The organism is Streptomyces sporangiiformans, assembly GCF_005768555.2.
GTDB lineage: Bacteria > Actinomycetota > Actinomycetes > Streptomycetales > Streptomycetaceae > Streptomyces > Streptomyces sporangiiformans.
The window spans coordinates 1-24,922 of sequence record NZ_VCHX02000141.1; the positions used below are offsets into that span (position 1 = coordinate 1).

The window sequence follows — 24,922 nt, forward strand, 5'->3', positions numbered from 1 at the left end:
CCAGCCCCGGGCGCCGCTCGGCGCGTCGCGGGGCGCCCCTCCCGGCTCAGCTGCCGTCGGGCCGGGGCACCCGGAGCAGCTCGACCAGGCGGGACAGGCCGTCCTGGGCGTGGCCCTCGGCGATCGCACGGTCGAGCAACTGGAGCATCGGGGCGAAGAGTTCGGGGCGTACGCCCTGGTCGGTGAAGGTGGTCAGCAGGTTGGGGAACGCCGCCTGGTTGACGGCCAGGGTGGACACGTCGGTCAGGTGGTGGCCGGAGTCGACGGCTTCGGCCGTGCCGGGGACCAGGACGTTCGGCATGGCGTTCAGCCAGTCGGTGAGGAGCGGGGCGAATTCGCGTGCGCCGATACCCTCCGAGCGGATCAGGGCGAATGACTGGGCCACGCCCATCGCCATGCCGTACATGCCCGTCAGCAGGGACAGGTCGTAGAGCGACGCCAGTCCCGGGTCCGTGCCCGTCCATCGCGTGCCGCCCAGGGCGGCGAGTGCCGGCCGGTACGTCTCGTACGCCTCCTGCGCGCCGCTGTAGAGGACGTACGCCGCCGGGGTCGCGATCATCTGCGGTACGGCCATGATGCCGCCGTCCACGTAGGCGATGCCGTGCTCTTCCGCCCAGGCCGCTGCCTTCCGTGCCTGGACGGGCGTTCCGTTGGTGACGTTCACCAGCGTGCGACCCGCGAGGGCAGTCGTGTGGGGGTGGAGGAGCTCGGTCACGTCGTCGTACGTCGTGAGGCAGACCAGGACGAGCGGGTTCGCGGTGATCGCCTCGGCGGGGGTGGCGGCGGGCGTCGCGCCCTGGGCCGTCAGGGGGGCCGTCTTGGACGGGGTGCGGTTCCACACGGTGGTGGGGTGGCCGGCCTTCAGGAAGGCGGTGGCCAGGGCCGTGCCCATGAGGCCGAGACCGAGGACGGTTATGGAGGTCTTCGCAGGGGTTTGCTCGGAGTTGTGTGCTGGCATGTTGCCCATCCTGCTGAGGCGCCCAACTCGCCACAAATACCGACTATTTGCTCAGCTACTCACCTTTTGGTAAGCAGCGTGGTGGCTGCCGGGTGGTGTCTCCGGCTGAGGGCGGCGGCGCCGACGGGGAAGGCCTGTCCGCCGTCCTTGTGCGCGGACGTGGCGGACGGGCCCTCGTCGCGCAGGCCCTCTCCGTCGTCGCACGCTGTCAGTGTCAGCGTCAGCGTGGCGAGGGACAGTGCGGCGGCGGCCAGCAGGCGGGCGCGGCTTGTGCCAGCGGTGCGTGCGGTGCCTGCGGCGCTTGCGGTGTCTGCGGTGCTTGCGGACATGGTGGTCTCCCTGAGGAGCGGCGTGCCGGGATGACCACAGCTTGTGCGCTGATCCGTCCCGGCCGCCACAACTGCCGGGGTATTCGGGACGCCGGGACCACGGAAATGGCTCTGACCAGGGGGAATGACCTCCCCCTGGAAAGTGGGTCTGGGACATGACGGGATGAGGATGGGGAGTGGGATGCGGCGCCGGCGGACCGAACGGGACCGGGCACCATCAAGTCGCCCCGGGAGTTAGCTTGTTGCCGATTGAATGAGCGTGACGCAGTGCGCATGGGCGTACTGACCCGCGTGACTCCTGAGGAAGGTCTTCATGAGCGGTGATGCTCTCAGCCAGGACCCCGCCGAGCTGAGAAGGAGGATCGACACCACCAAGGCCCACCCGGCGCGCGTCTACGACGTCTTCCTCGGGGGCAAGGACAACTACCCCGTCGACCGGGACGCCGCAGCCGCGGCGCTCGCCGCCAACCCGCGGGGATACCTCGACGTCCGGCACAACCGCGACTTCATGCGCCGCGCCGTGACCCGGATGGCCGAGGAGGACGGCATCCGGCAGTTCCTCGACATCGGCACCGGCCTGCCGACCGCGGAGAACGTCCACCAGATCGCTCAGCGGATCATCCCCGACTCACGGATCGTGTACGTCGACCACGACCCGGTGGTGCTCGCGCACGCGCGCGCTCTGCTGACCAGCGGCCCCGAGGGCCGTACCGACTACATCGACGCCGACCTGCGCAACCCCGCGGAGATCCTCGAACTGGCCGCGAAGACCCTCGACTTCGACGAGCCGATCGCGCTCGCACTCGTGGCCATCCTGCACTTCGTCGAGGAAGAGGACGCCTACTCGGTGGTGCGCGACCTGGTGGACGCGCTGCCGTCCGGCAGCCGGCTCGTGATCAGCCACATCACCGAGGACCTCAACCCCGAGAAGATCCGCGCGGTCCAGCGGACCTACACCGAGCGCGGATTCACCTTCGTGCTGCGGTCCAAGGACGACGTCGAGCGGTTCTTCACGGAGACCGGCGGCGTCCAGCTGGACGAGCCCGGAGTCGTCCCCGTCCACCACTGGTACCCGAGCCCGGCGCCCGCCCCCGAAGCCGCGGACCCGGCCTACGTCGAGACCCTCGACGACATCGAGAAGATCCGCTACCGGGACATCAATGACGTCACGGACGCCGACATCAACGTCTACGGGGCCGTGGGCCGGAAGGCCTGACCCGCACGCTCGGGGCCAGGATCTCAGTCCCACCAGAACGACCAGGAGCGTGCGCCGAGTACCTCGTGCTCGGCGTACGCGCGCAGCGTGGTGTGGTGGCCCTGCGTGATGTTGTCCGGGCAGAAGGCGAAGTGCTCGGCGGCCACCGCCTCGGCCTCGGCGGGCGTCCCGGGCGGGGCCGCCACGGAGACGACCAGCTGGTCGAAGGTGAGCGCCACGACCCGTATGCCGAAGCGGTCCTCCCAGGAACGGAGGACCGCGCACAAACGCGCCACGTCGTTCTCGTGGTTCGCCGGCCCGCACCAGCCGAGGGCGGCGGGGATGTCCGCGCTGCGGCGCGCCGGGACCAGCGCGAGATGCGACTCCTTCAGCCATCCCGCGCCGCTCGCGAGGGAGTCGGCGACCTCGGTGGCACAGGCGTCCGGGTCGGCGTCGAGCGGCCCGGCCGCGGCGAGACCGGGCCAGTCGGCGTCCTCGGCGCCCGCCGCCCACTCCTCCCAGAGCTCGGCGAGCACGTCCTCGGCGTCATGGTCGCCGGGATACGACATCAGATCCGGGCTCAACTCCCATCGGTCCGGGTGGCGTTCGCTCAGGCCGACACCGCCGACCAGCACCGGATGCAGGCCGGCCGAGCGCCGGGCGGACGCCAGGCGCAGCCAGTCGCCCGGCGCCGCCGGGGCGTCGGCACGCCACAGCAGAGGCTCGGGCCAGGGCCCGTCGATCGTCGTGTCGAGCAGGGCCCCGGGCGGGAGCCGGAGACCGAGGGAGCGGCCGGTCGGATCGGCCGCGAGCGCCGGCAGCTGGTTCGGAAGGGTCGCCATGCGCGTGACTCTAGGTCCCGCCACTGACAACGCCTCACCAGCCCGTGCATGGGCCCCTCAGCCCGCGCTGAACCACGTCTCCGCGAGCGCGTCCAGCGTCGGCTTCGGCGGCGCGGGCAGCTCCCTCAGGTACCAGGTCAGGTTGCTGTAGAGGTGCAGCAGCGTGTACGCCATGAGCGTGCGCGGAGCGAACGGGGCGCGGCCGTACGCCTCGTAGAACCGTTTCAGGAGCCTCGGATCGCCGCACGTCACGAAGAGGCCCACGCACACGAAGTCGTACGCCGGATCGCCGATCATCGCCGGTTCGAAGTCGAACAGTCCGGTCAGGCGCCAGCCGTCCGGACTCACCAGCAGATGCTGGCGCATGAACTCCGTGTGCAGCAGCACGCGCCGCGTCGGAGGGGGCAGTGGCACCGTGTCCAGGAACCACGGGATCTGCTCCAGCCACTGCTCCGGCAGCCCGACCTCCTGCTGCTGCTCGACGGCCCGCGCACGCTGGGCGTTGACCAGCATGCTCCAGTCGGCCGGTCCCAGGGCGGTCCGGAGTGGTGCCGGGTTGAGCGCGTGCAGCGAGGCCAGGGCCTCGCCCGCCTCCGTGACGAGCCGGTCCTGGTCCGCGGCCGGGATCCGCTGCCACTCCTCCGCGAGGCTCGCGCCGGGCAGCCGGGACATCAGGACGTAGTTCCAGCCGTTCTTGTACGCCCCCGCCGAGTGCAACTGCGGTGTCGGCACGGGGAGTTGGCCGTACAGGTAGCTCAGCACCCGCTCTTCGCGCACGCACTCCTCGCGGTCGAAGGCGGGGTACAGCTTCACCACGTGCGCGTCGCCGATGGCGTACACCGGCAGCGACCCCTCGTCGAAGCGGACCATCCGCTTCCCCGCCAGGCCGAGTCGTTCACACAGGTCCGCGACGGCCGGACGCAGCAGCGCCTCGTCCCGGGCGACCGCCTCCAGCTCCTCGCCGGTCTCAATGAGCGGCAGCATGGGCGGCGATCGGGGTCGGTGCGGCCGGGGTGACGGTGCAGGACAGTGCAGCTCTCATTGCTCTCCCAGCAAGCGATCCGGAGTCCGGGGGGCCTGCGGCGCCCCGCAGCATCGCATACTTCGGGACAGGGCCGAGCAGCTCAACCTTTGGCCATGAATCTCGTACGAAAGAGTGAATAGTCCTGCAACGCGATGACCGAGGCGCGGCCCGCTGAAGGGCTGCGCCTCGGTCGTCTTCGTCTCTGTGGAGTGTGCTGGGATCGGACGGGCAACGGCGCCGGGGTCAGAGACGCTCGGGCGTCCTGATGCCCAGCAGGGCCATGCCCTGATGCAGTGTGCGGGCCGTCACGTCGCAGAGGAACAGACGGTTCTCCACCTGCGCCGGGGTGTCCGCCTTCAGGACCGGGCACTTGTCGTAGAAGGTCGTGTACAGCGACGCCAGCTGGTAGAGGTACGCCGCCAGCTTGTGCGGGGCGTACTCCCCCGCCGCGTCCGCGATCATCTCCGCGAAGCCGTCCACGTGCAGGCCGAGCGCCCGCTCCGCCTCGGTCAGTTCCAGCTCCGCATGCGCGGCGGGCCGTGCGTCCCCGGCCTTCCGCAGGATCGACTGGATACGGGCGTACGCGTACTGGAGGTACACGCTCGTGTCGCCGTTCAGCGAGACCATCTGGTCCAGGTCGAACTTGTAGTCCCGGTTCGCCGACGTCGACAGGTCCGCGTACTTCACCGCACCGATGCCCACCTGGGCGCCGCGCTCGGCGATCTCCTCCTCGGACAGCTGGTTCTGCGTGTCCTTCTCCCGCACGACCGCGGTGGCCCGCTCGATCGCCTCGTCCAGCAGGTCGACCAGCCGTACCGTCTCGCCCTCACGCGTCTTGAACGGCTTGCCGTCCTTGCCCAGCACCGTGCCGAAGGCGAGCTGGTGCGCCTCCACGTCACCGTTCAGCCAGCCGGCCCTCCGGGCGGTCTCGAAGACCATCTTGAAGTGCAGCGACTGGCGGGCGTCCACGACGTAGGTGATCGTGTTCGCCTTCAGGTTGAAGACGCGGTCCCTGATCGCGGAGAGGTCGGTGGCCGCGTAGCCGTAGCCGCCGTCCGACTTCTTCACGATGAGCGGTACCAGGTTGCCGTCCGGGCCCTTGATGTCGTCGAAGAAGACGCAGAGCGCGCCCTCGGACCGCACCGCGACACCGGACTCCTCCAGCAGGCGGCACGTCTCGTCCAGCATGTCGTTGTAGCCCGACTCACCGACGATGTCCGGGTCCCGGATCTCCATGTCCAGCTTCTCGAAGACCGAGAAGAAGTAGATCTTCGACTCGTCCACGAACTTCTGCCACATGGCCAGCGTCCTGGGGTCGCCCGCCTGGAGCTCGACCACCCTGCGCCGCGCCCGCGTCTTGAACTCCTCGTCGGAGTCGAAGAGTTTGCGGGCCGTCTTGTAGAGGCGGTCGAGGTTGGACATCGCCTCCGCGCCGGAGGCCGCCGTGTCCTCGGTGTCGGCCTTGTGGTCCAGCTCGTGCGGGTGCTCGTCCAGATACTGGATGAGCATGCCGAACTGGGTTCCCCAGTCGCCGATGTGGTGGCGCCGGATCACGTTCTCGCCGGAGAACTCCAGGAGCTTGACCACCGAGTCGCCGATCACCGCGGACCTCAGGTGACCGACGTGCATCTCCTTGGCCACATTCGGCTGGGCGTAGTCGACGACCGTCGTGCCCGGGTTCTCGGCGTACGGCACGCCGAGCCGCTCCTCGTCGGCGGCGCGCGCCGCGAGGTTCTCGACGATCGCCTTGTCCGTGATCGTGATGTTGAGGAAGCCGGGGCCGGAGACCTCGATGTCCTTGATCACGTCACCGGTGACGACCTGCCCGACGACGACGGCCGCCAGCTCACGCGGGTTGGCCTTCGCCTTCTTCGCCAGCGCCAGGATTCCGTTGGCCTGGAAGTCCGCCCTGTCGCTGCGTCGCAGCAGCGGGTCGGCGACGGTGTCGGCCGCCGGGAGGGCGGCCGTGAGCGCGTCAGCCAGGCGCTGGTGGACGTTGGCGGTGAGGGACGTGACCGAGGCCATGGAGTGGGTGCCGTTCTCCTCGTGGGTACGGTGGATGCGGCCAGTATCCCATGCGGGTAAAGCGGTTTTTCCGGGCGTGCGGTGGGCTGGGCCGGGTTGTTGTCGCCCCCGCCGCCCCTACCCGTCCCATCCTGTTCCTGGGGGCTGCGCCCCCAGACCCCCGCTATCGGCCTGAACGGCCTCGTCCTCAAACGCCGGACGGGCTGATCGATGCCGGCCTCGGCTGAGAAGGTCAGCCTGGGCCTTCAGTGATTGGCGCGGGCCGCGAAAATTCAGCCTCTCCGGCGTTTGAGGAGCGGGGGTCCAGGGGGCAGAGCCCCCTGGTGGGGTCTGGGGCGGAGCCCCAGGGGATGGGAATGGGTAGGGGCGGCGGGGGCGGTGAAAAGCCGTTTTCGTGGATTCGCGTGGAGCTGGGAGAATGGGGCGGTCAGCCGTGCGAACCGTACCGCCGGCCCATGACGAATCCTTGAGAAAGAAGGACGTGCCGATCGTGGCTCAGAGCACCGAGACCACCGACTGGGTCTCCCGTTACGCGGATGAGGTCATCGAGGAGTCGGAGCGTCGGGCGCCTGGGAAACAGGTCGTCGTCGCGTCCGGGCTGTCGCCCTCCGGCCCCATCCACCTCGGAAACCTCCGCGAGGTCATGACGCCGCACCTCGTCGCGGACGAGATCCGGCGCCGCGGGCATCAGGTCCGGCATCTCATCTCCTGGGACGACTACGACCGCTACCGCAAGGTGCCGGCCGGCGTCGCCGGGATCGACGAGTCGTGGGCCGAGCACATCGGCCGCCCGCTCACCTCCGTCCCCGCCCCGAAGGGCTCCGCCCACCCGAACTGGGCCGAGCACTTCAAGGCCGCCATGGTCGAGGCGCTCGGCGAGCTGGGCGTCGAGTTCGACGGCATCAGCCAGACCGAGCAGTACACGAGCGGGGTCTATCGCGAGCAGATCCTGCACGCGATGAAGCACCGGGGAGACATCGACGCGATCCTCGCCCAGTACCGCACCAAGAAGGCTCCGTCCAAGAAGCAGCAGGGGCAGAAGCCCGTCGACGCGGCCGAGCTCGAGGCCGCCGAGGGGTCGGGCGCCGCCGCCGAGGACGACGGCACCGGCTCCGCCGGGTACTTCCCGTACAAGCCCTACTGCGGCGGCTGCGACAAGGACCTCACCACGGTCACGGCCTACGACGACGACACCACCGAGCTGACGTACACCTGTGGCGCGTGCGGCTTCTCGGAGACCGTCCGGCTGACCGAGTTCAACCGCGGCAAGCTGGTGTGGAAGGTCGACTGGCCGATGCGGTGGGCGTACGAAGGGGTCGTCTTCGAGCCCTCCGGCGTCGATCACTCGTCTCCCGGATCCAGCTTCCAGGTCGGCGGACAGATCGTCGGCATCTTCGGCGGCAAGCAGCCCATCGGTCCCATGTACGCGTTCGTCGGGATCTCGGGGATGGCGAAGATGTCGTCGTCGAAGGGCGGCGTGCCCACCCCGGGCGACGCCCTGAAGATCATGGAGGCCCCGCTGCTGCGCTGGCTGTACGCCCGCCGTCGGCCCAACCAGTCCTTCAAGATCGCCTTCGACCAGGAGATCCAGCGGCTCTACGACGAGTGGGACAAGCTCGACGCCAAGGTGACCGACGGCACCGCGCTGCCCGCAGACATCGCCGCCCACTCCCGGGCCGTACGGACCGCCGCCGACGAGCTGCCCCGTACCCCGCGGCCGATGCCCTACCGCACGCTCGCCTCCGTCGCCGACATCACCGCCGGACACGAGGACCAGGCCCTGCGCATCCTCAGCGACCTCGACCCCGCGAACCCCCTCGCCTCGCTCGACGAGGTACGGCCCCGCTACGACAAGGCCGAGGCGTGGATCAACACGTACGTACCGGCCGAGCAGCGGACCGTCGTCCGGGAGGAAGCCGATGTCGAGCTGCTGAAGTCGCTCGACGAGCAGGCGCGGGAATCGCTCAGGCTGCTGCTGGAAGGTCTCGACGCGAACTGGTCCCTCGACGGGCTGACGCACCTCGTGTACGGCGTGCCCAAGGTCCAGGCCGGATTCGCCCCCGACGCCACCCCGAAGGAGCTGCCGGCGGAGATCAAGGCCGCCCAGCGGTCGTTCTTCGCGCTGCTCTACCACCTCCTCGTCGGACGCGACACCGGCCCGCGCCTGCCCACGCTGCTGCTCGCCGTGGGCGCGGACCGGGTACGGAAGCTGCTCGGCGAGTAGTTTTCGGCAGTACGTAAAGGGGGGCGTCCGGTGAACACCGGGCGCCCCCCTTTACGTGTGACACGTGCGGGTACGTACGCGCGCTAGGCGATGTGGTCCTCCTCCAGCTCCGCGTTCAGACGGTTCTGGAAACGGCTCAGGTAGCGCTTGAGGGAGCTGTCGCTGAGCGAGACGCCGTACGCGGCCTCGATGTTCGCGCCGAACTCCTGCTTGGTGGGAAGACCCTGACCGTTTATCGACTGACGGAACACCTGGTAGTACGCGTCCTCACGGGACATGTCGTCCGGCAGCCCGAGCTCCTCGCGCGGCCCCGGGATGGGCAGTTGCTCCGGCTCCGGAACACCGCCGACACCGCCGCCCTCACCCAGCTGCCGCGTCCGGCCGCCCGGGCCGGCAGGGATGGGGAAGCTGCCCGTGTCCTCCGGGCCGGGCTCGTACGGCAGGTCTTGCCGCAGGTTTTGCCGCAACTCCTGCTGCAACCCCTGCTGCAATTCCTGCTGCAGCTCCGGCTGTTGGACCGACTGCAGATCCTGTTGCTGGGCGGCCCGCCGCTGCTCCTCGTACCACTGCTCGTCGAGGTCGAACGACGGGTCGTAGCCGCCCTCGTAGACGACATCCTGGTGTGGGGGTTCGAACCAAGGGCTGTTGAGGTCGGGCTGGGGCTCCTGGACGTACTCCAGCTGCTCCGGAACGGGGCCGCTCTCGAGGTCGGGGCGCCGCTCGCGAGCAGGTGCCGCTGAGCCCGCGGCCGGGTCCGACGCCGGGCCCACCGGCGAACCCGCCGCCCTGTCGGCCCGCTCCAGCTCCAGGTCCTGCTGGCGCGGGGCCGGAGCCGGCGGCAGCAGCACCGGCTCGATGCCCGCCGCCGCGAGACCCGACGGGGCGGTCTCGGCCAGCGGGACACCGTAGCGGGCCAGGCGCAGCGGCATCAGGGACTCCACCGGGGCCTTGCGGCGCCAGGCGCGGCCATAGCGGGAGCGGAGCCGGGCCCGGTAGACGAGTCGTTCCTGCTCCAGCTTGATCACGGCGTCGTAGGAACGGAGTTCCCACAGCTTCATACGGCGCCACAGGAGGAACGTCGGGATCGGGGAGAGGAGCCAACGAGTGAGGCGTACGCCCTCCATGTGCTTGTCGGCCGTGATGTCCGCGATCCGCCCGATCGCGTGCCGGGCCGCCTCGACCGAGACCACGAACAGGATCGGGATGACCGCGTGCATGCCGACACCCAGCGGGTCCGGCCAGGCGGCCGCGCCGTTGAACGCGATCGTCGCCGCCGTCAGCAGCCACGCCGTCTGGCGCAGCAGAGGAAAGGGGATGCGGATCCAGGTCAGCAGCAGGTCCAGGGCCAGCAGGACGCAGATGCCCGCGTCGATGCCGATCGGGAAGACGTAGCTGAAGTTTCCGAAGCCCTTCTGGAGGGCGAGTTCGCGCACCGCCGCATACGAACCGGCGAAGCCGATACCGGCGATGACGACCGCCCCGAAGACGACGACCCCGATGAGTATCCGGTGCGTCTTGGTGAGTTGCATTGGCGCGGCCACCCGTACTTCCCTCCCTCGCGAGCTGTGTGCGCGCAACAGGGTGGCACATGTGTGCGGGCTACGGGTGGCCGGTACGGCGGGAGCCCGGCCTTCGTGGGGGCCGGGCTCTCATGAAATGCCGGGCTGAGCTGCGGCTCAGTCCTTCTTCGCCGCGGACTTGCTGGGGGAGGCGGAGGGCTCGGCGTCCTTGGCCGGGCTCTTGCTCGCGCTCTTGCTCGGGCTCGCGCCGGCGTCGCCGGCCTGATTCGCGGCCACCACCGCCTCCACTGCCTCCTTCGCGGCCTTCAGCGCGTCCTTCGACAGGTCCTCCGCGCTCGGCGACTTGTCGCCCGCGAGGCCGGCGCCGTTGTAGTCGAGCGTCAGGACGACGTTCTCCGCGCGGGCCACGATCGTCTGCTGCTTGAAGGTGCCTTCCTTCTTCTTCAGTTCGTAGCGCACCGACGTCGCCTCGTTGCCCGTACCGGACACCGGCTCGGACTTGACGTTCTTCGCGTCCTTCACCGCCTGCGCGTCGTCGACGTGGTCGGCGTAGTACGTCGCCGCCAGCTTCTCGCCCGTACCGCGCGACGCGTCCGACTCGAAACGCAGCAGGGACACGCTCAGCCAGCGGAACTGGGAGCCCTTCACGCCGTTGTCGTCGAGGCTGTCCCAGGAGCAGCTGCCACGCGTCCCCGTGTCGTCCGACTTGCCCTCCTTGCCTGCCTTGCCGGCCTTCGGGACCAGTTCGCCCAGAGTCTTCGAAGACAACACCTTGCAGGGCTCGGGCAGCTTCGCGTACGCGGCCTCTTTCACCACCGTCCGCGCCTTCGTGGCGGAGGGGGAGGACTGTGCGCCGGAGTCCTTCTTCGCGTCGTCACCGGAGCTGGAGTCGGAGGAGCAGCCGGCGGCGACGAGCATCACCGGGGCGACGGCTGCGCAGACGAGGATGCGGGTGAGTCGCTGTGCGGGTCGGTGCATGGTTCCTTCACTCAAGACGCGGGTGTGCGTGCGGTCGGGTCTGTGGTGCTGCGGCTTCTCGGCCGACCGCACTGGGTCGGGTCCGAGGGGCCACGGTACGCCGTACGCGACGGATGTGACTCCCGTTCCGCCGAGCCCGAAAACCCCCCCGATCGACCGCTACTCGTCGAACGCCCCGGCGAGCTGATCCGCCAACTTCTGGGCCCTGTCCTGCATTTCCTCGCTGCTCGGGACCTCTGTCGTACTCGCCGGCTGCTCGACGTACTGGATCGTCACGATCACATTGGACGTGCGGAACACCACAGTCACCGTGCGCTGCTGCGAGCTGCCCAGCGCATCGTCCAGGAACGCTTCATCACCCAGGTCGTCGAGGGTGCGGGGCTGGAGGCCGGACGGGGCGGACGTGGGGCTCGACGTGACGCTTTCCTCATCGGTGGGCGAAGCGGAGCTGTCGCCGCTGCCGCCACCCTGTCCGTCCGATGTGCCGGACTTGTCGGGTGCGGGGCTCGAATTGGCCGCGCCCCCGGCACCGTCGCTGCCCGACTCCTCTGAATCACTCGACTCGCCAGAGTTGTCCGAGTTGTCCGAGTCGTCCGACGAGGACTCCGACGAGGACGCGGACGGTGCGGGAAGATTCGCCGCCACCTGCTTCACCGCGAAGATCTGCTCGGCGCGGCTGTCGTCACTGACGGAGCCGTTGTACGACACCACACGCTCGAAATCGACCCACAGATGATCGGTCGCGCTCGGCGACTCCACCTTCCAGCGGCAGCCGACCTTCCGGTCCGTGTCGAACGTCGGCGTCGCCGTCCCCGCGTACGCCTCTTCGCGCTGCTCCTTGTCCGTCATCTGCTTGAGGCCCGGCAGCAGTGAGTTGAGCGTGCCCTGCTCGACCGTGCCGCAGGGCTCCGGAAGCGTGCGATACCTGCCGGGCTGCGCCGTGGACGCCGTCGTACTGGCGTCGCCGGGCTTCGGGTCGTCCGTCTCGTCGTCGCTTCCCGAACCGGTGCAGCCGGCCAGCAGCGCCGCGAGGAGCGCGGCGACACCGGATACGTACGCCTTCCGCTGCACGGTGGGGCTCCTCTCGACGGTGTGTGCCTTGTTAATCGCTTGCCGCCCGACGACGGCCGATGACCACAATGTCTATCGCACGCACGGCCGTGGACGCCGGTCTGTCATCCCTTTCGTCGACCTTGACGCCGGTATTTGCGATGCCAGGCTTTTGTTGCTTTTCGGGGGAACGAGGAAGTTATGTCGTATGTAGAGGTACCGGGGGCGCGGGTTCCGATCCGGATGTGGACGGACCCGGCCTCCGTGGAGGACGTGGCACTGCGCCAGCTCCAGAACGTCGCCACGCTGCCGTGGATCAAGGGCCTGGCCGTGATGCCGGACGTCCATTACGGCAAGGGCGCGACGGTCGGATCCGTGATCGCCATGCGTGACGCCGTGTGTCCTGCGGCGGTTGGTGTCGACATCGGGTGCGGGATGTCCGCCGTCAAGACGTCGCTCACCGCCAATGACCTGCCGGGGGACCTGTCCCGACTGCGCTCGAAGATCGAGCAGGCCATTCCGGTGGGGCGGGGGATGCATGAGTCTCCGGTTGAGCCGGGGCGGTTCCACGGGATGGCGACTGCTGGGTGGAATGAGTTCTGGGGGCGGTTCGACGGCGTCGCGGAAGCGGTCAAATTCCGCCAGGAACGTGCCACGAAGCAGATGGGAACGCTCGGATCCGGGAATCACTTTGCAGAAGTGTGCACAAGTGAAAGTGGTTCGGTCTGGCTCATGCTTCACTCCGGCTCCCGCAACATCGGCAAGGAGCTGGCCGAGTTCCATATCGGTGTCGCCCAGAAGCTCCCGCACAACCAGGGCCTCGTCGACCGTGACCTCGCTGTCTTTGTGGCGGACAGCCCGCAGATGGCGGCATATCGCAATGACCTCTACTGGGCGCAGGAGTACGCGAAGTACAACCGGGCCATCATGATGGCGCTCTTCAAGGACGTGATGCGCAAGGAGTTCAAGAAGGCGAAGCCGACCTTCGAGCCGGAGATCTCGTGCCATCACAACTATGTGAGCGAGGAGCGGTACGAGGGCATGGACCTCCTCGTCACCCGCAAGGGCGCGATCCGCGCGGGCTCCGGCGAGTACGGGATCATCCCCGGCTCGATGGGCACGGGTTCGTACATCGTGAAGGGCCTTGGCAACGAGAAGTCCTTCAACTCGGCCTCGCACGGGGCGGGTCGGCGCATGAGCCGCAACGCCGCCAAGCGCCGCTTCACGGCGAAGGACCTGGAGGAGCAGACGCGGGGCGTGGAGTGCCGCAAGGACTCCGGTGTCGTGGACGAGATCCCGGGCGCGTACAAGCCGATCGAGAAGGTCATCGATCAGCAGCGTGACCTCGTGGAGGTCGTGGCGAAGCTGAAGCAGGTCGTCTGCGTGAAGGGATGAACTGTGCGTGGGGCTCGTGCCGTTGTCGGCCCGAGCCCCACTGTTCAGTGCCGCCGACGGCTACTTCGCGTGGGTCACCGCGTAGATCATGACGAACGCGACGATGTGGATGCCGAAGAGGAAGTACGCCAGAAACCACCAGGCGTAGCGTTCGTTCTTCGTCTCCTGGGCCAGGTGGCGTTGTTCGCGGGCTTCGGGAGAGTCCGGAGACTCGGGGGACTCCGGGGAATCTGCCGCGGTGTTCTGTCCGTCGGGCATCAGAGGTCCCTGTGCACCTTGGTGTTGGAGGCCTGGGCCCGGGGGCGGATGAGCATGAGGTCGATGTTGACGTGGGAGGGGCGGGTGACCGCCCAGGTGATCGTGTCGGCCACGTCGTCGGCGGTCAGGGGGTTCGCCACGCCCTCGTAGACCTGGGCCGCCTTGTCGGCGTCGCCGCCGAAGCGGGTGAGGGCGAACTCGTCCGTCTTGACCATGCCGGGGGCGATCTCGATGACGCGGACCGGGGTGCCGACGATCTCCAGGCGGAGGGTTTCGGCAAGGACGTGGGCGCCGTGCTTGGCGGCGACGTAGCCGGCGCCGCCCTCGTACGTGCCGTGGCCCGCGGTGGAGGACAGGACGACCACCGTGCCGTCGCCGCTCGCGGTGAGCGCGGGGAGCAGGGCCTGGGTGACGTTGAGCGTGCCGATGACGTTCGTCTCGTACATCTGGCGCCAGTCCGCCGGGTCGCCCGTCGCGACCGGGTCGGCGCCGAGCGCGCCGCCCGCGTTGTTGACCAGCACACCGATCGTGCGGAAGGCGGTCGCGAACTCGTCCACGGCGGCGCGGTCGGTCACGTCGAGCGTGTACGCCGTCGCCTGGTGGCCCGCCGCGTTGAGCTCCTCCGCCAGTTCCTCGATGCGGTCCTTGCGGCGGGCGGTCAGGACGACGCGGTAGCCGGCCGCGGCGAGTTGCCGGGCCGTCGCGGCACCGATACCACTGCTCGCGCCGGTGACGACGGCGATGCGGGAAGCGGCTGCGGGCGCGGCGGGGGCGGTCATGGTCTGCTCCTCGGGCGGGCGTACGGGGGCGCGCTCGCTCGCGCGAGCGGGTGCGTTCGGATCCCCGCCAGGATAGGGCGGTGGTGGGGGCGGACGACGAATGCCCGGTGAGGTCGCTCGCGCGGGAGCCGCCCCCTCCGACCGGTCGTCAGGCCATCTGTGCCTTGACGTAGTCGATCACCTCGTTGAACTCCTTCGTCGGCGAGAAGTCGATGTACTCGCAGTCCTCGAGTGCTTCCGGTGCGTGCCCGGGTGCCCAGTAGAAGGCCTGGCCCGCCTCGTAGGTCTGCTCCCCGTCCTTCGTTCGCATCCTCAGCCGGCCCTTGAGCAGGTATCCCCAGTGGGGGCACTGGCACAGGTCGTCCGGGAGCCCCTTGAGCGCCGGTGCCATGTCCGTGCCCTGAGGGAACCGTACGAACGCGATGGACATGTCTCCACCGATCTCCTGCGTGCGCAGTTCCACACCGCCCGCTTCGAACGCGACGGGCGTGTCGTTCCATGACGTCGACTTCATGGTTCCTCCTCGTCCGGTCGGCGGCCCGGTCCGCTGCGGGACCTGGGCAAGGCCACGTCGCCCCCTCTCCAGCTTGGCGTGCGCGGCCGGGGTGCGCGACGCGTGGTGATGACGGGGCTACGGCGACCAGAGTGGTCTCAGTTGCCGCCCCGGGGCGCGTACATGATCACGGCCATGCCCGTGAGGCAGATCAGGGCGCCGAGCACGTCCCAGCGGTCGGGGCGGTAGCCGTCCGCGACCATGCCCCAGGCGAGGGAGCCGGCGACGAAGACTCCGCCGTACGCGGCGAGGATGCGGCCGAAGTTCGCGTCGGGCTGGAGTGTGGCGACGAAGCCGTACGCCCCGAGGGCCATGACGCCGGCACCGATCCACAGCCAGCCGCGGTGTTCGCGCACTCCCTGCCAGACCAGCCAGGCGCCACCGATCTCGAAGAGCCCGGCGAGGACGAAGAGGGCCGCGGAACGGAGGACGAGCATGCGCTCACTTTCGCACGGCCGTTTTCCTCACCTGTGGGGCGGCTTCCTCATGCTTCCTCACCTGTTGGGCGGCGCCTGCCGCGGGCCCCGAGTGGGATACATCCCGTGACCGGTGGGCCGAGGTGAAGGACGAGACGTATGCGGAAACTCTGTGTGTGGGGCGTGGGCGGCGTGCTCCTGGCGGTGGGCGCCGTCTCGCCTGCCGTCGCGCTCGCCCCCGAAGCCGATCTCGCCTATCACGGGTCCGTGTCCATGGCGGGGGGCCAGGTCGCGGTGCGGCTGGTCCCGCAGAACCACGGGCCGTCCGACGTCCCCGACGCGACGGTGCGGCTGCGCTGGTCGGTCCCGCTCGCCGACCGGCAGCGGCTGCCCCTCCGATGCGCGCGCTCCGGCGTGCGGACCGTGCTGTGCCGCACGGGCGAGCTCCCGGCGGACTGGCGGGGCGAGCGGATCGACGTACGAGTACGGCTCGATGGCGCGCCGTCCGAGGTGACCGTCGAGATCGACACGGTGTGGAGCGGCGGCTTCGTGGACGGCAATCGCGAGAACGACCGTCGGCGCGTGCTGGCTCTGGACACGGGGGACGCCTACGCCTTCTAGGTCCCTGCTTCCAGATGGTCAGCCCGGGTACGGGTACTGCAGATCGACCAGAAGAGGAGGCGGCTCGTCATGTCCAGCGAAGCGGCAGGCGACCGGCGCAACGGGCTGCTCTCCGAGCTGTCCACCGAGTCGCGCCGCTACATGGCCTCGTACGCCCTCTTCAACCAGGCCGTCGCCGACCATCTGAAGCTGCACCCGACGGACCTGCAGTGCCTGAACCTGCTCAGCCTGGAGGAAGGGCCGGTCACGACGGGGCGGATCGCCCGTCTGACGGGGCTGACGACCGGCTCGGCGACGCGGCTCGTGGACCGGCTGGAGAGGGCGGGGTACGTCGTACGGGAGCGGGACGCGGTCGACCGGCGGCGTGTGCTCGTGGCGACCGTGCCCGAGCGGATCGAGGAGTTCGGCCGGATGTGGGCGAAGCTGAGCGGCGGCTGGTACGCCCTCTTCGAGGAGCTGGAGGACGACGAACTCGCCCTGCTCATCGGTCACATGAGGCGGACGGTGGAGTTCACGGCGGTCCAGATCGCCCGCATACGGGGCGGGGAACTCGACTCCCCGGAGGCGGAGGGGGGAGTCTAGGCGGGCGCGCGTGCCGGCTTCAGTGCGTCTCCTGCGCGTACGTCGTGGGAGGCACCCCGACGGTCGCCGTGAAGTCGCGTACGAGGTGGGCCTGGTCGGCGTAGCCGAGGTCGGCGGCGAGGGCGGCCCAGTCGACGTCCCGCTGGGTGCCGGCGCGTTCCAGGGCCTCGTGGATCCGGTAGCGCAGGATGATCCACTTCGGGCTGACGCCGACGTACGTCGAGAAGAGCCGCTGCAGTGCCCGTACCGAGACGCCCTCGGCTTCGGCGAAGTCGCCGACGCGGCGTACGCCGCGGTTCGCGCGGATGCGGTCGACGAGGTTCATGGCGAGGTCGGCCTGCGGGTCCGGGGCCGGGGCGAGGGAGAGCAGGAAGGCGTCGAGCGCGGCGATCCGGTCGTGGTCGTCGGTGTGGCTCACGACCGTGCGGGCGGTGTCGGCCGTGGCCTGCGCGAACACGTCCTGGACGGGCAGCACCCGGCCCGTCCACCGCGACACCGGTACCTCGGGCACGAACGGGCGGAAGCCGCCGGGCCAGAACTTCGCCCCGCACACCCGGCCGCGGCCGGTCAGCTTCCTGGTGAACAGGCCGAGCGCGACGCCGGTCACCTCGCCGAAGGGCGGGCCCTCGTCCTCGTTCCACTGGAAGGTGACGTTGACGGACGGGTGCGGGACGACGTGCGAGGCGTACGGCTCGGGCAGGTCCCAGTCGATGAACCAGTACGTCTCGACGTGGTGCCGGAGCGGCTCGGCGGGCTGGTGGCGGCGGAACCGGACGCGGGTCAGGAGTCCTGCGGGGTCGACGATTCCGCGGGTGTCGCGTATCCCCTGGGTGCCGGGCGTACGGCGGGGATCGGACGTACCGCGGGGGTCGGACGTGCCGCTCGGGTCGCGGCGGGGTGCGGCCATGTTCGGATCGTATGCCGTTGTCCGGATCAAATGCCGTCGCGTTTCTTCAAGAGGGATGGGGCGGCGCCTTCGTACGGTCGTCGTATGGACACGAACCAGGGTGTGCGCATGAGCCAGAACGTGGATCAGCCGGTGTACGGCATCGGGGAGCTTCTGGCGGTCGCGGGCGCGCGGGCCGTGCCGGTGGTGCGGGCGCTGCCCGACGGGCGGCTCGCCGACCCCACGCCGTGCACCGACTACGACGTGAAGGGCCTGGCCAACCACCTGCTCCATGTGATCGTGGAGTTCCAGAAGCTGGCCGCCAAGAAGGACTCGGACTTCACCGTGACGCCGGACTACGTCGGTACGGATCCCGGCTGGAGGGAGCGGTTCGCGGAGGAGACCGGCAGGCTCGCGGCGGCCTGGTCCGCGCCCGGCGCCGAGGACGGTACGACCGGCACGATGAACATGCCCGCGCGGATCGTCGGATCGATGGTGCTGCTCGACCTGATCGTGCACGCGTGGGACCTGGCGTGCGCCACGGGTCAGGAGTACCGGGCGGACGGTGACGCGGAGCCGGTGGTCGAGCAGCTCGCCGGGGCGGTGGCGGAGATGGCGCCGACGGCCCGGGCGATGGGGGTGTTCGCGGAACCGGTGCCGGTGGCGGAGGACGCGTCGCCGTTCGAGCGGCTGCTCGCGGCGACCGGGCGCGATCCGCACTGGGTGCGGGACTGAGCGACGGAGGAGCCACGATGCCCGGGAGTGTGGCGGTCTTCTGAAGGCCACGATGCCCGGGGGTGGGGCCGTCGTCTCCTCTCCGATCTCCTCAGGCCCGCACGACCGGACCCGAGCTGGGGGAGTCCTCGGGTCGGCCGTGCGGGACCTGGACCCGGGCCGACGTCCCCGACGGCCCGGGTGGTGTGAGGAGGGCCGCCCGCCGTGCCGAGCGGGCGGCCCGTCGCGCCGGCCCAGTGGCCGGTCGGGTCGGCGCGGGCACCGGGCGTCTCGGCTGGACTGGGAACTGACCGAGCCGCCCGGCGTACGGGATCCGGCACCCTCCTACTTCACAGACCCAGACCCAGACCCGGACCGAGCCCCGGGCCGGGCACCTGTCCGGGGCCTGGCGCCGGCACCAGCACCAGCACCTTCCAGGTCTGTGCGAGGTCCGGAACCACGGCCTGCGTCATTCGCCTGCTTCCCCTGCTCCCCCTGCTCCCCCCGCCGCCCCTGCGAAGCGAGCCTCAGGCCAAGAACCTCGACCAACCCGGAGCGGCCGCCCCACTCCCGGACCCGGCGGCGAGCCGTGCGCACGCGTCGGCGCATCCGGCGCTTCCAGCGCGCGGCCCGGACCCGAGCCCGCTCCATGGCCCGGCGCCTTCGGGTGGATCGGAGTTCTTCGAACAGGGTCTCGTAGTGAGCCATGATCGGCTCGGGGTCGAAGCGGTGGGCGCTCTCCCGCGCCGCTTGCCCCATCTCGCGCCGCCGGGACTCGGCCGGTATCAGGTCGAGCATCGCGTCGGCGAGGGCGCGGGCGTCGCCCACGGGTACCAGGCGTCCGTTGACGCCCTCCGTGATGATCTCGGAGGGGCCGAGCGGGCAGTCCGTGCTGATCACGGGCACGCCGCAGCGCATCGCCTCGACGAGCGTCATGCCGAAGGACTCGGCGTCCGAGGCACTGACCACGAGCGAGGACCGGGCGAACTCGGTCTCGATCGGCGTGCGCGGGCCCATGATCCGGGCGCGGTCGGCCAGGCCCAGCCCGTCGATCAGGGACTGGAGGCTTTCCCGTTTGGGGCCGCCGCCGTAGATGCGCAGTTCCCAGTCCGGCTCCTTCGCGGCGACCGCCGCGAACGCCTCGATCAGCAGGTCGAAACGCTTGCCCCGGACCAGGCGACCGGCCGCCGCGATGACCTTCGTGGTGCCGCTGGAGGGGGTCACGTCCGGTACGGCCGGCACGATGTTCGGCACCGCCGCCACCCGTACGCCCGGCATCGGCATCCGCTTCCGGTACACCTTCGCGTCCGCCTCCGTCGTCGTCACCACTGCGTCCAACGCGCGGTAGTGGCGGGCCAGAGTGGTTCGCAGCGGCTTGCTGTGGGCGTCGTGCCGCAGGTGTTCCTGCCCGATGCGCAGAGCGCGGCGGCGGGCGAAGCGGGCGACGTAGACGTTGATGCCGGGGCGGGTGCCGATCACCACGTCCGCGTCGCAGTTCTCCAGGTACTCGCGAGCCCGGAGGTCGGTCAGGCGGCTGTACTGCTTGTGTCTTTTGTCGGAGGACGGGAAGTCGGCCGCCGGCAGCGCCTGCGCGGGATCCGCGAGATCCGCGCTGCCCTCCCGCAGGTCGACCAGTGGCACGAGCCCGATCCGCGGATCGACGGCGAAACGCGGTTCGTCCCGGTGCCGCCTCATCGACACGACCTCGACGTCGTGCCGCTCGGCGAGCGCCGCGGCCAGGTTGAGTGTGGTGCGGACGGTGCCCCCGATGGCGTACGCGTTGTGCAGCAGGAACACGATCCTCATGCGCTTCGCGGCCTTCCTGCCCTTCCTACCCTTCATACGTGTGTGCCTTCCCCCTCGCGGACCTCCGCCCCTGCCATAGGGCACACAGTGGCCGGGCGAGGTAAGCCACTGGTCCCGGCAGGGTGAGAGCCGGGTAAGAGACCCGGCCGTAACCCTGCTCGTCAGGTGATACGTAATTCAGGCCTTGGCAGACTGGTGTCGTGCCCCACAATGTGCTGCTTGCCGAGGACGACCGAGCCATCCGCCATGCGCTGGAGCGCGCTCTGAAGCTGGAGGGGTACGAGGTCACCGCGGTCGCCGACGGTGTCGAGGCGCTCGCGCACGCCCACCGCACCCCGCCCGACGTGCTTGTTCTCGATGTGATGATGCCGGGCATCGACGGCCTCCAAGTGTGTCGCGTCCTGCGTGCGGAGGGCGACCGCACCCCGATTCTCATGCTCACCGCGCTTGTGGAGACCGCGGATCGCATCGCCGGCCTGGACGCCGGAGCCGACGACTACGTCGTCAAGCCCTTCGAGGTCGAGGAGGTCTTCGCCAGGCTGCGGGCCCTGCTGAGGCGTACGGGCGCTCCCGTCGGCGTACCCAGGGAACAACAGCCCATGCCCGAGAGCCCACTCTCCGCAGCGGGCCTGCACCTCGAACCGCAGGCCCGGCGCGTATGGCGCGGTCCACGTGAGATCGACCTCACCCGCACCGAGTTCGACCTCCTGGAACTCCTCGTCCGCAACGCCGGCATCGTCCTCGACCACACCACGATCTACGACCGCATCTGGGGCTACGACTTCGGGCCCGGCTCCAAGAACCTCGCCGTGTACGTCGGTTATCTGCGCCGCAAACTCGACGAGCCGGGCGCGCCCGCGCTGATCCACACGGTGCGCGGCGTGGGGTATGTGCTGAGGGAGGACTGAGTGCGGCGGCCGCGCGTGACGCGGCGGCGACTGCTCGCGCGACCACGGCTGTCCTCGCTGCGGACGACGTTCACGGTGTCCTTCGCGGCCGTCGCCGCCGTCGTGACCGTACTCGTCGGTTTTCTGTCGTACGACGCCGCGTCCCGGCTCGTCCGCGTGGACCAGCAGACCGTGTTCGAGGACGTCGTCCAGGATCTGCGCGACCAGGTGCGCCGGCACGCCCTGGCGCCGGACGACTTCGCCGCCTCCCACTCGGCCGGCCCGCGCGGCGACCTGATCCGGCCGAGCGGCACGGTCGTTCAGGTGCTCGGTCCGGGCGGCAAGGTCGTCGACCGGGGCAGTCCGGCGCTGCCGGCCGACGCCGACGACCGGCGGGCCGCGGCAGGACAGGCCGCCGGGCGGCTGGTGGAGCACCGCGGCGTGGAGGTCCACGACGAGGTGTACCGGGTCGCGACCGTCGCGCTCGGCGGTGGCCGGGGCGCGGTGCAGGTCGCTCAGGAGTTCAGCGACACGGAGGATCTGCTGCGTGAACTCCAGCAGCGGACCGTGCTGTTGGTGAGCGCGGTCGTGGTCGCCGCCGGGCTCTTCGGCTGGTGGCTGGCCCGGCGGATCACCTCGCGGCTGGTCCGGCTCGCGGGCGCCGCCGAGGATGTGGCGCGCACCGGGCGGCTCGGCATCCAGGTGCCGGTCGCCGGGCGCGACGAGGTCGCCCGCCTCGGCCGCTCCTTCGACCGCATGCTCGGCCGCCTCGCCCAGTCCGAGGAGGACCAGCGGCGCCTCGTCCAGGACGCGGGCCATGAGCTGCGTACGCCGCTGACCTCCCTGCGTACGAACATCTCGATGCTCCGGCGCATCGACGAACTCCCGCCCGACGCCCGCGGTGAACTCGTCGCCGACCTTGCCCAGGAGTCCCGCGAACTCACTGACCTGGTCAACGAGTTGGTCGATCTCGCGGCCGGTCAGCCGGACGCCGAGCCGGTCCAGCGGGTGGACGTCGCCGATATCGCCGAGGACGTGGCGGTGGCGACGCGGCGGCGGACCGGGCGGGCGGTCACCGTGCGGGTGACCGGCGCCACCACGGTGGTGGACGGGCGGCCCGCGGCGCTGCAGCGGGCGATGTCCAACCTGGTGGAGAACGCGGCGAAGTTCGATCGGGGCGGGGTGGCACCGATCGAGGTCGTGGTGACGGGGGGTGAAGTCCCCGAAGCCGACGCGGGCACCGGCGGCGCCGGCACCGTCGGCGCCGGCACCGTGCGTGTCGAGGTCCTCGACCGTGGCCCCGGTATCGCGGAGGAGGATCTCGTCCGCGTCTTCGACCGGTTCTACCGCGCGCCGGACGCCCGTAGCCTGCCCGGCTCGGGGCTCGGGCTGTCGATCGTGCGGGAGGTCGCGACGGCCCACGGGGGAGCGCCGTTCGCCCGACGGCGGGAGGGCGGCGGCTCGGTGATCGGGTTCACGCTCGGTGGCTTGCGCGACTGACGCGGTGGGTGGCTTGCGCGACTGAGAGGACGCCGAGGGGGCGGGGCGGCCGGCCGACGGGTTTCCCGGAGGGTGAGGTGTCGCTGAGTACACCCCCCGTTACGGGTTCTGCGCCCCATGTGCCCACCCCGCACTCTCCGTAGCGTCTTTCGCGAGGCACAAGGAGTGCCACGGAAGCGCCACGGAAGGGCCACAACGAGGGCCCCCACGGAGGGTGATGACGATGTTTCGTCGAACCAGTCGACGTACGCACGATGCGCGACCCGCCGCCGAGGCCCTGCGGCTGGTCAAGGTCAGCAAGACCTACGGGAGCGACGACAGCGCCGTGACCGCGCTGGACGCGGTGACGCTCAGTCTGGCGCCCGGTACCTTCACCGCGGTCATGGGCCCCTCGGGCTCCGGCAAGTCCACCCTGCTGCAGTGCGCGGCCGGACTCGACCGGCCCGACAGCGGCATCGTCGTGGTCGACGGGGCGGCGATGACCGGCGGCAGCGAGGCAGAGCTGACGAAGTTCCGCCGCAGCCGGATCGGTTTCGTCTTCCAGCAGTACAACCTGCTGGACACGCTGACCGTCGCCCAGAACACGATCCTGCCGCTCAAGCTCGCCCGGCGGCGCGTCGACCGGGCCCGTGTGCGGGAGATCCTCACGGCGGTCGGCCTCGGCGACCGACTCGGCCACCGGCCCGACCAGCTCTCCGGCGGCCAGCGCCAGCGCGTCGCCATCGCCCGCGCCCTGGTCACCGAGCCGCGCGTGATCTTCGCCGACGAGCCGACCGGAGCCCTGGACACCCGCAGCGCCCGCGACGTGCTGCGGCTGCTGCAGGAGGCGGTACGGGTCCACGGCCGTACGGTCGTCATGGTGACCCACGACCCGGTGGCGGCCTCGTACGCCGACTCGGTCCTCTTCCTGGCGGACGGGCGGCTCGCGGGCGAGATGCACGGGCCGACGGTCGACGCGGTCGCCGAACGCCTGGCGCACCTGGGCGATTCCGTCTCCGACGTTCCGGCGGAGGTGTGAGTCATGTTCGCTCTGGCCCTGCGTTCCATCCGGCGTCGCCCCGGGCGCTTCACCGCGACGCTGCTGTCCGCCTTCCTCGGCGCGGCGATCATCATGACGTTCAACTCGATGCACGACACGGCCGGCGCCAAGGGCGTCGACTCCGTCAGTGCCGAGACCCTGTCCACCGCTGCCGGCGTCGTCGGCGGCTACGGCACTCTGCTGGTGTTCTTCGCCGTCGCCTCCACCCTGACGGTGAACGTCCGCCAACGCGCCTCGGAGATCGAGCTGTTGCGCTGTTCCGGTGCGACTCCGGCGCAGATCAAGCGGATGGTCGTCGGGGAGTCGGTGGTCGTCGCCCTGGTGGGCGCGCTGCTCGCGATCGGCCCGGCGATGCTCGGCGGGCAGGCACTGCTGGACCTCTTCCAGGACAGCGGGCAGGTCGCCCGGTCCGTCGACTACTCCTTCGGCCCCGTCGCGCTGATGTCGGGCATCGACATCACCCTGCTCGCCTCGGCGGGCGCGGCGTTCCTCGCGGTTCGGCGTGCGACCCACCGGCGCCGGTCCCGCGGCCGGGGGCGGAAGTTCTTCGCGTACGCGGCCCTGGTGCTCGGTGGGCTGTCGGTCTGCTCCACCTTCGCGTTCTCCGTCTCCGACGCGGCGCTGATGGCGCCGCCCGCGTACGGCGCGATCCTGTTGTCGGTCGGCTGCGCGCTGCTGTCGCCGAAGCTGCTGAAGGGACTGCTCGAGCGGCTTCCGTTGCCGGGCCCGAGCGGCTGGCTCGCCGTACGCAACATGCGGGAGCGCGCCGCCCAACTGTCCGGTGTCCTCATGCCGTTGATCCTCTTCACCGGCATGGCGACGGCCACCCTCTACATGCAGGCCGTCGAGAGCGACGCGATCAGGGCCTCCGGTCTCGCCAAGTCGGTCGAGGACAAGAACCTCGAGACCCTCAACCTCACGGTCGTCGGCATCATCGTGGTCTTCTCCCTGATCATGCTGATCAACTCCCTGTACGCGGCGACCACGTACCGCGGCGGGGAGTTCGGCCGGCAACGCCTGGCGGGCGCGACCGCGGGCCAGGTCCTCGGCATGGTCGGCGTCGAGTCCCTCGTCGTCACGGCGACGGGCGTGTTCTTCGGCACGGCGGCCGGGCTCGCCGGGATCCTCCCCTTCACCATGGTCCGCACGGACGGCGTCCTGCCGGGCCAAGGCCCGGGCATCTGGCTGGGCATCGTCGCGGCGGCGACGGCGGCGACCTTCGTGACCAGCCTCGTCACGACCCGGCAAACCCTGCGGACACCGGCGGTGGGAGCGGTGGCGCAGGCGGCGTGAGTTCGGGGATTCGGGTACGCGGCTGGGCCGGAGCCTTCAGGCTCCGGC

24 protein-coding genes are annotated in these 24,922 nt (G+C 70.2%); 10 read left to right on the top strand and 14 right to left on the bottom strand.

Annotation, left to right across the window (positions count from 1 at the left end):
- Window positions 1-46: 46 nt before the first annotated feature.
- Both FGD71_RS20730 and FGD71_RS20735 read right to left on the bottom strand, forming a co-directional pair.
- Complete coding sequence (locus FGD71_RS20730; protein ID WP_119101978.1) at window positions 47-958, bottom strand: NAD(P)-dependent oxidoreductase; 912 nt, start codon at window positions 956-958, stop codon at window positions 47-49.
- Between the two features lie 59 nt (window positions 959-1,017).
- On the bottom strand, window positions 1,018-1,287 hold the full coding sequence (locus FGD71_RS20735; RefSeq protein ID WP_119101979.1) for a hypothetical protein: 270 nt from the start codon (window positions 1,285-1,287) through the stop codon (window positions 1,018-1,020).
- 313 nt (window positions 1,288-1,600) lie between these two features.
- Here FGD71_RS20735 and FGD71_RS20740 point away from each other — a divergent pair, with 313 nt between their 5' ends.
- Window positions 1,601-2,503 carry an SAM-dependent methyltransferase gene (locus FGD71_RS20740; RefSeq protein ID WP_119101980.1) on the top strand — a complete coding sequence of 301 codons (903 nt, stop codon included), beginning with the start codon at window positions 1,601-1,603 and terminating at the stop codon, window positions 2,501-2,503.
- A gap of 23 nt (window positions 2,504-2,526) precedes the next feature.
- Here the strand turns inward: FGD71_RS20740 and FGD71_RS20745 are convergent, their stop codons facing one another.
- The 3 genes from FGD71_RS20745 to argS all read right to left on the bottom strand — a co-directional run bounded on the left by FGD71_RS20745 (window position 2,527) and on the right by argS (window position 6,373).
- The gene (locus FGD71_RS20745) at window positions 2,527-3,324 is read right to left on the bottom strand and encodes a DUF4253 domain-containing protein (protein ID WP_119101981.1); all 798 of its coding nucleotides are present in this window, start codon (window positions 3,322-3,324) and stop codon (window positions 2,527-2,529) included.
- Window positions 3,325-3,381: 57 nt separating this feature from the next.
- Window positions 3,382-4,308, bottom strand: a complete 927-nt coding sequence (locus FGD71_RS20750; RefSeq protein WP_119101982.1) for a phosphotransferase family protein — start codon at window positions 4,306-4,308, stop codon at window positions 3,382-3,384.
- Between the two features lie 283 nt (window positions 4,309-4,591).
- Entirely contained in the window at window positions 4,592-6,373 is a 1,782-nt protein-coding gene (gene argS / locus FGD71_RS20755) for an arginine--tRNA ligase (protein WP_119101983.1), read from the bottom strand.
- A 481-nt stretch (window positions 6,374-6,854) separates the two neighbouring features.
- Here argS and lysS point away from each other — a divergent pair, with 481 nt between their 5' ends.
- Complete coding sequence (lysS, locus tag FGD71_RS20760) at window positions 6,855-8,597, top strand: lysine--tRNA ligase (RefSeq protein WP_119101984.1); 1,743 nt, start codon at window positions 6,855-6,857, stop codon at window positions 8,595-8,597.
- An 83-nt stretch (window positions 8,598-8,680) separates the two neighbouring features.
- Here the strand turns inward: lysS and FGD71_RS20765 are convergent, their stop codons facing one another.
- From FGD71_RS20765 to FGD71_RS20775, 3 genes are all read right to left on the bottom strand, one after another.
- The gene (locus FGD71_RS20765) at window positions 8,681-10,138 is read right to left on the bottom strand and encodes a DUF2637 domain-containing protein (protein WP_119101985.1); all 1,458 of its coding nucleotides are present in this window, start codon (window positions 10,136-10,138) and stop codon (window positions 8,681-8,683) included.
- A 135-nt stretch (window positions 10,139-10,273) separates the two neighbouring features.
- Window positions 10,274-11,095 carry a DUF3558 family protein gene (locus tag FGD71_RS20770; RefSeq protein ID WP_119101986.1) on the bottom strand — a complete coding sequence of 274 codons (822 nt, stop codon included), beginning with the start codon at window positions 11,093-11,095 and terminating at the stop codon, window positions 10,274-10,276.
- A gap of 159 nt (window positions 11,096-11,254) precedes the next feature.
- On the bottom strand, window positions 11,255-12,166 hold the full coding sequence (locus tag FGD71_RS20775) for a DUF3558 domain-containing protein (RefSeq protein ID WP_119101987.1): 912 nt from the start codon (window positions 12,164-12,166) through the stop codon (window positions 11,255-11,257).
- 180 nt (window positions 12,167-12,346) lie between these two features.
- Between FGD71_RS20775 and FGD71_RS20780 the strand changes: the two genes are divergently transcribed.
- Window positions 12,347-13,540, top strand: coding sequence for an RtcB family protein (locus FGD71_RS20780; protein ID WP_119101988.1), 1,194 nt, complete (start codon window positions 12,347-12,349; stop codon window positions 13,538-13,540).
- A 60-nt stretch (window positions 13,541-13,600) separates the two neighbouring features.
- Here FGD71_RS20780 and FGD71_RS20785 read toward each other — a convergent pair whose 3' ends face one another.
- From FGD71_RS20785 to FGD71_RS20800, 4 genes are all read right to left on the bottom strand, one after another.
- Window positions 13,601-13,798, bottom strand: a complete 198-nt coding sequence (locus FGD71_RS20785; protein WP_119101989.1) for a hypothetical protein — start codon at window positions 13,796-13,798, stop codon at window positions 13,601-13,603.
- On the bottom strand, window positions 13,798-14,577 hold the full coding sequence (locus tag FGD71_RS20790; RefSeq protein WP_119101990.1) for an SDR family NAD(P)-dependent oxidoreductase: 780 nt from the start codon (window positions 14,575-14,577) through the stop codon (window positions 13,798-13,800). The genes FGD71_RS20785 and FGD71_RS20790 overlap by 1 nt, the downstream gene beginning before the upstream one ends.
- Before the next feature lie 148 nt (window positions 14,578-14,725).
- Entirely contained in the window at window positions 14,726-15,091 is a 366-nt protein-coding gene (locus FGD71_RS20795) for a cupin domain-containing protein (protein ID WP_119101991.1), read from the bottom strand.
- Window positions 15,092-15,228: 137 nt separating this feature from the next.
- Window positions 15,229-15,567, bottom strand: coding sequence for a YnfA family protein (locus tag FGD71_RS20800; RefSeq protein WP_119101992.1), 339 nt, complete (start codon window positions 15,565-15,567; stop codon window positions 15,229-15,231).
- A 138-nt stretch (window positions 15,568-15,705) separates the two neighbouring features.
- Between FGD71_RS20800 and FGD71_RS20805 the strand changes: the two genes are divergently transcribed.
- On the top strand, window positions 15,706-16,167 hold the full coding sequence (locus tag FGD71_RS20805; RefSeq protein WP_119101993.1) for a hypothetical protein: 462 nt from the start codon (window positions 15,706-15,708) through the stop codon (window positions 16,165-16,167).
- Between the two features lie 69 nt (window positions 16,168-16,236).
- Window positions 16,237-16,749 (top strand): MarR family winged helix-turn-helix transcriptional regulator, encoded by a 513-nt coding sequence (locus FGD71_RS20810; protein WP_119101994.1) that lies wholly within the window; start codon window positions 16,237-16,239, stop codon window positions 16,747-16,749.
- 19 nt (window positions 16,750-16,768) lie between these two features.
- Here FGD71_RS20810 and FGD71_RS20815 read toward each other — a convergent pair whose 3' ends face one another.
- A complete protein-coding gene (locus FGD71_RS20815; protein ID WP_119101995.1) occupies window positions 16,769-17,656 on the bottom strand; it encodes a helix-turn-helix domain-containing protein in 888 nt (295 codons plus the stop codon).
- An 84-nt stretch (window positions 17,657-17,740) separates the two neighbouring features.
- Between FGD71_RS20815 and FGD71_RS20820 the strand changes: the two genes are divergently transcribed.
- Window positions 17,741-18,370 (top strand): TIGR03086 family metal-binding protein, encoded by a 630-nt coding sequence (locus FGD71_RS20820; RefSeq protein WP_240436691.1) that lies wholly within the window; start codon window positions 17,741-17,743, stop codon window positions 18,368-18,370.
- 324 nt (window positions 18,371-18,694) lie between these two features.
- On the opposite strand, the gene FGD71_RS20825 is transcribed toward FGD71_RS20820, so the two are convergent.
- Window positions 18,695-20,155 carry a glycosyltransferase family 4 protein gene (locus FGD71_RS20825; protein ID WP_119101996.1) on the bottom strand — a complete coding sequence of 487 codons (1,461 nt, stop codon included), beginning with the start codon at window positions 20,153-20,155 and terminating at the stop codon, window positions 18,695-18,697.
- A 200-nt stretch (window positions 20,156-20,355) separates the two neighbouring features.
- On the opposite strand from FGD71_RS20825, the gene FGD71_RS20830 reads away from it, so the two are divergent.
- The 4 genes from FGD71_RS20830 to FGD71_RS20845 all read left to right on the top strand — a co-directional run bounded on the left by FGD71_RS20830 (window position 20,356) and on the right by FGD71_RS20845 (window position 24,874).
- The gene (locus tag FGD71_RS20830; RefSeq protein ID WP_119101997.1) at window positions 20,356-21,063 is read left to right on the top strand and encodes a response regulator transcription factor; all 708 of its coding nucleotides are present in this window, start codon (window positions 20,356-20,358) and stop codon (window positions 21,061-21,063) included.
- On the top strand, window positions 21,064-22,542 hold the full coding sequence (locus FGD71_RS20835) for a HAMP domain-containing sensor histidine kinase (RefSeq protein ID WP_240436692.1): 1,479 nt from the start codon (window positions 21,064-21,066) through the stop codon (window positions 22,540-22,542). It abuts the gene before it with no gap.
- Window positions 22,543-22,759: 217 nt separating this feature from the next.
- Window positions 22,760-23,560, top strand: coding sequence for an ABC transporter ATP-binding protein (locus FGD71_RS20840; protein ID WP_162931181.1), 801 nt, complete (start codon window positions 22,760-22,762; stop codon window positions 23,558-23,560).
- 3 nt (window positions 23,561-23,563) lie between these two features.
- Window positions 23,564-24,874, top strand: a complete 1,311-nt coding sequence (locus FGD71_RS20845; RefSeq protein WP_119101999.1) for an ABC transporter permease — start codon at window positions 23,564-23,566, stop codon at window positions 24,872-24,874.
- Window positions 24,875-24,922: the final 48 nt, after the last annotated feature.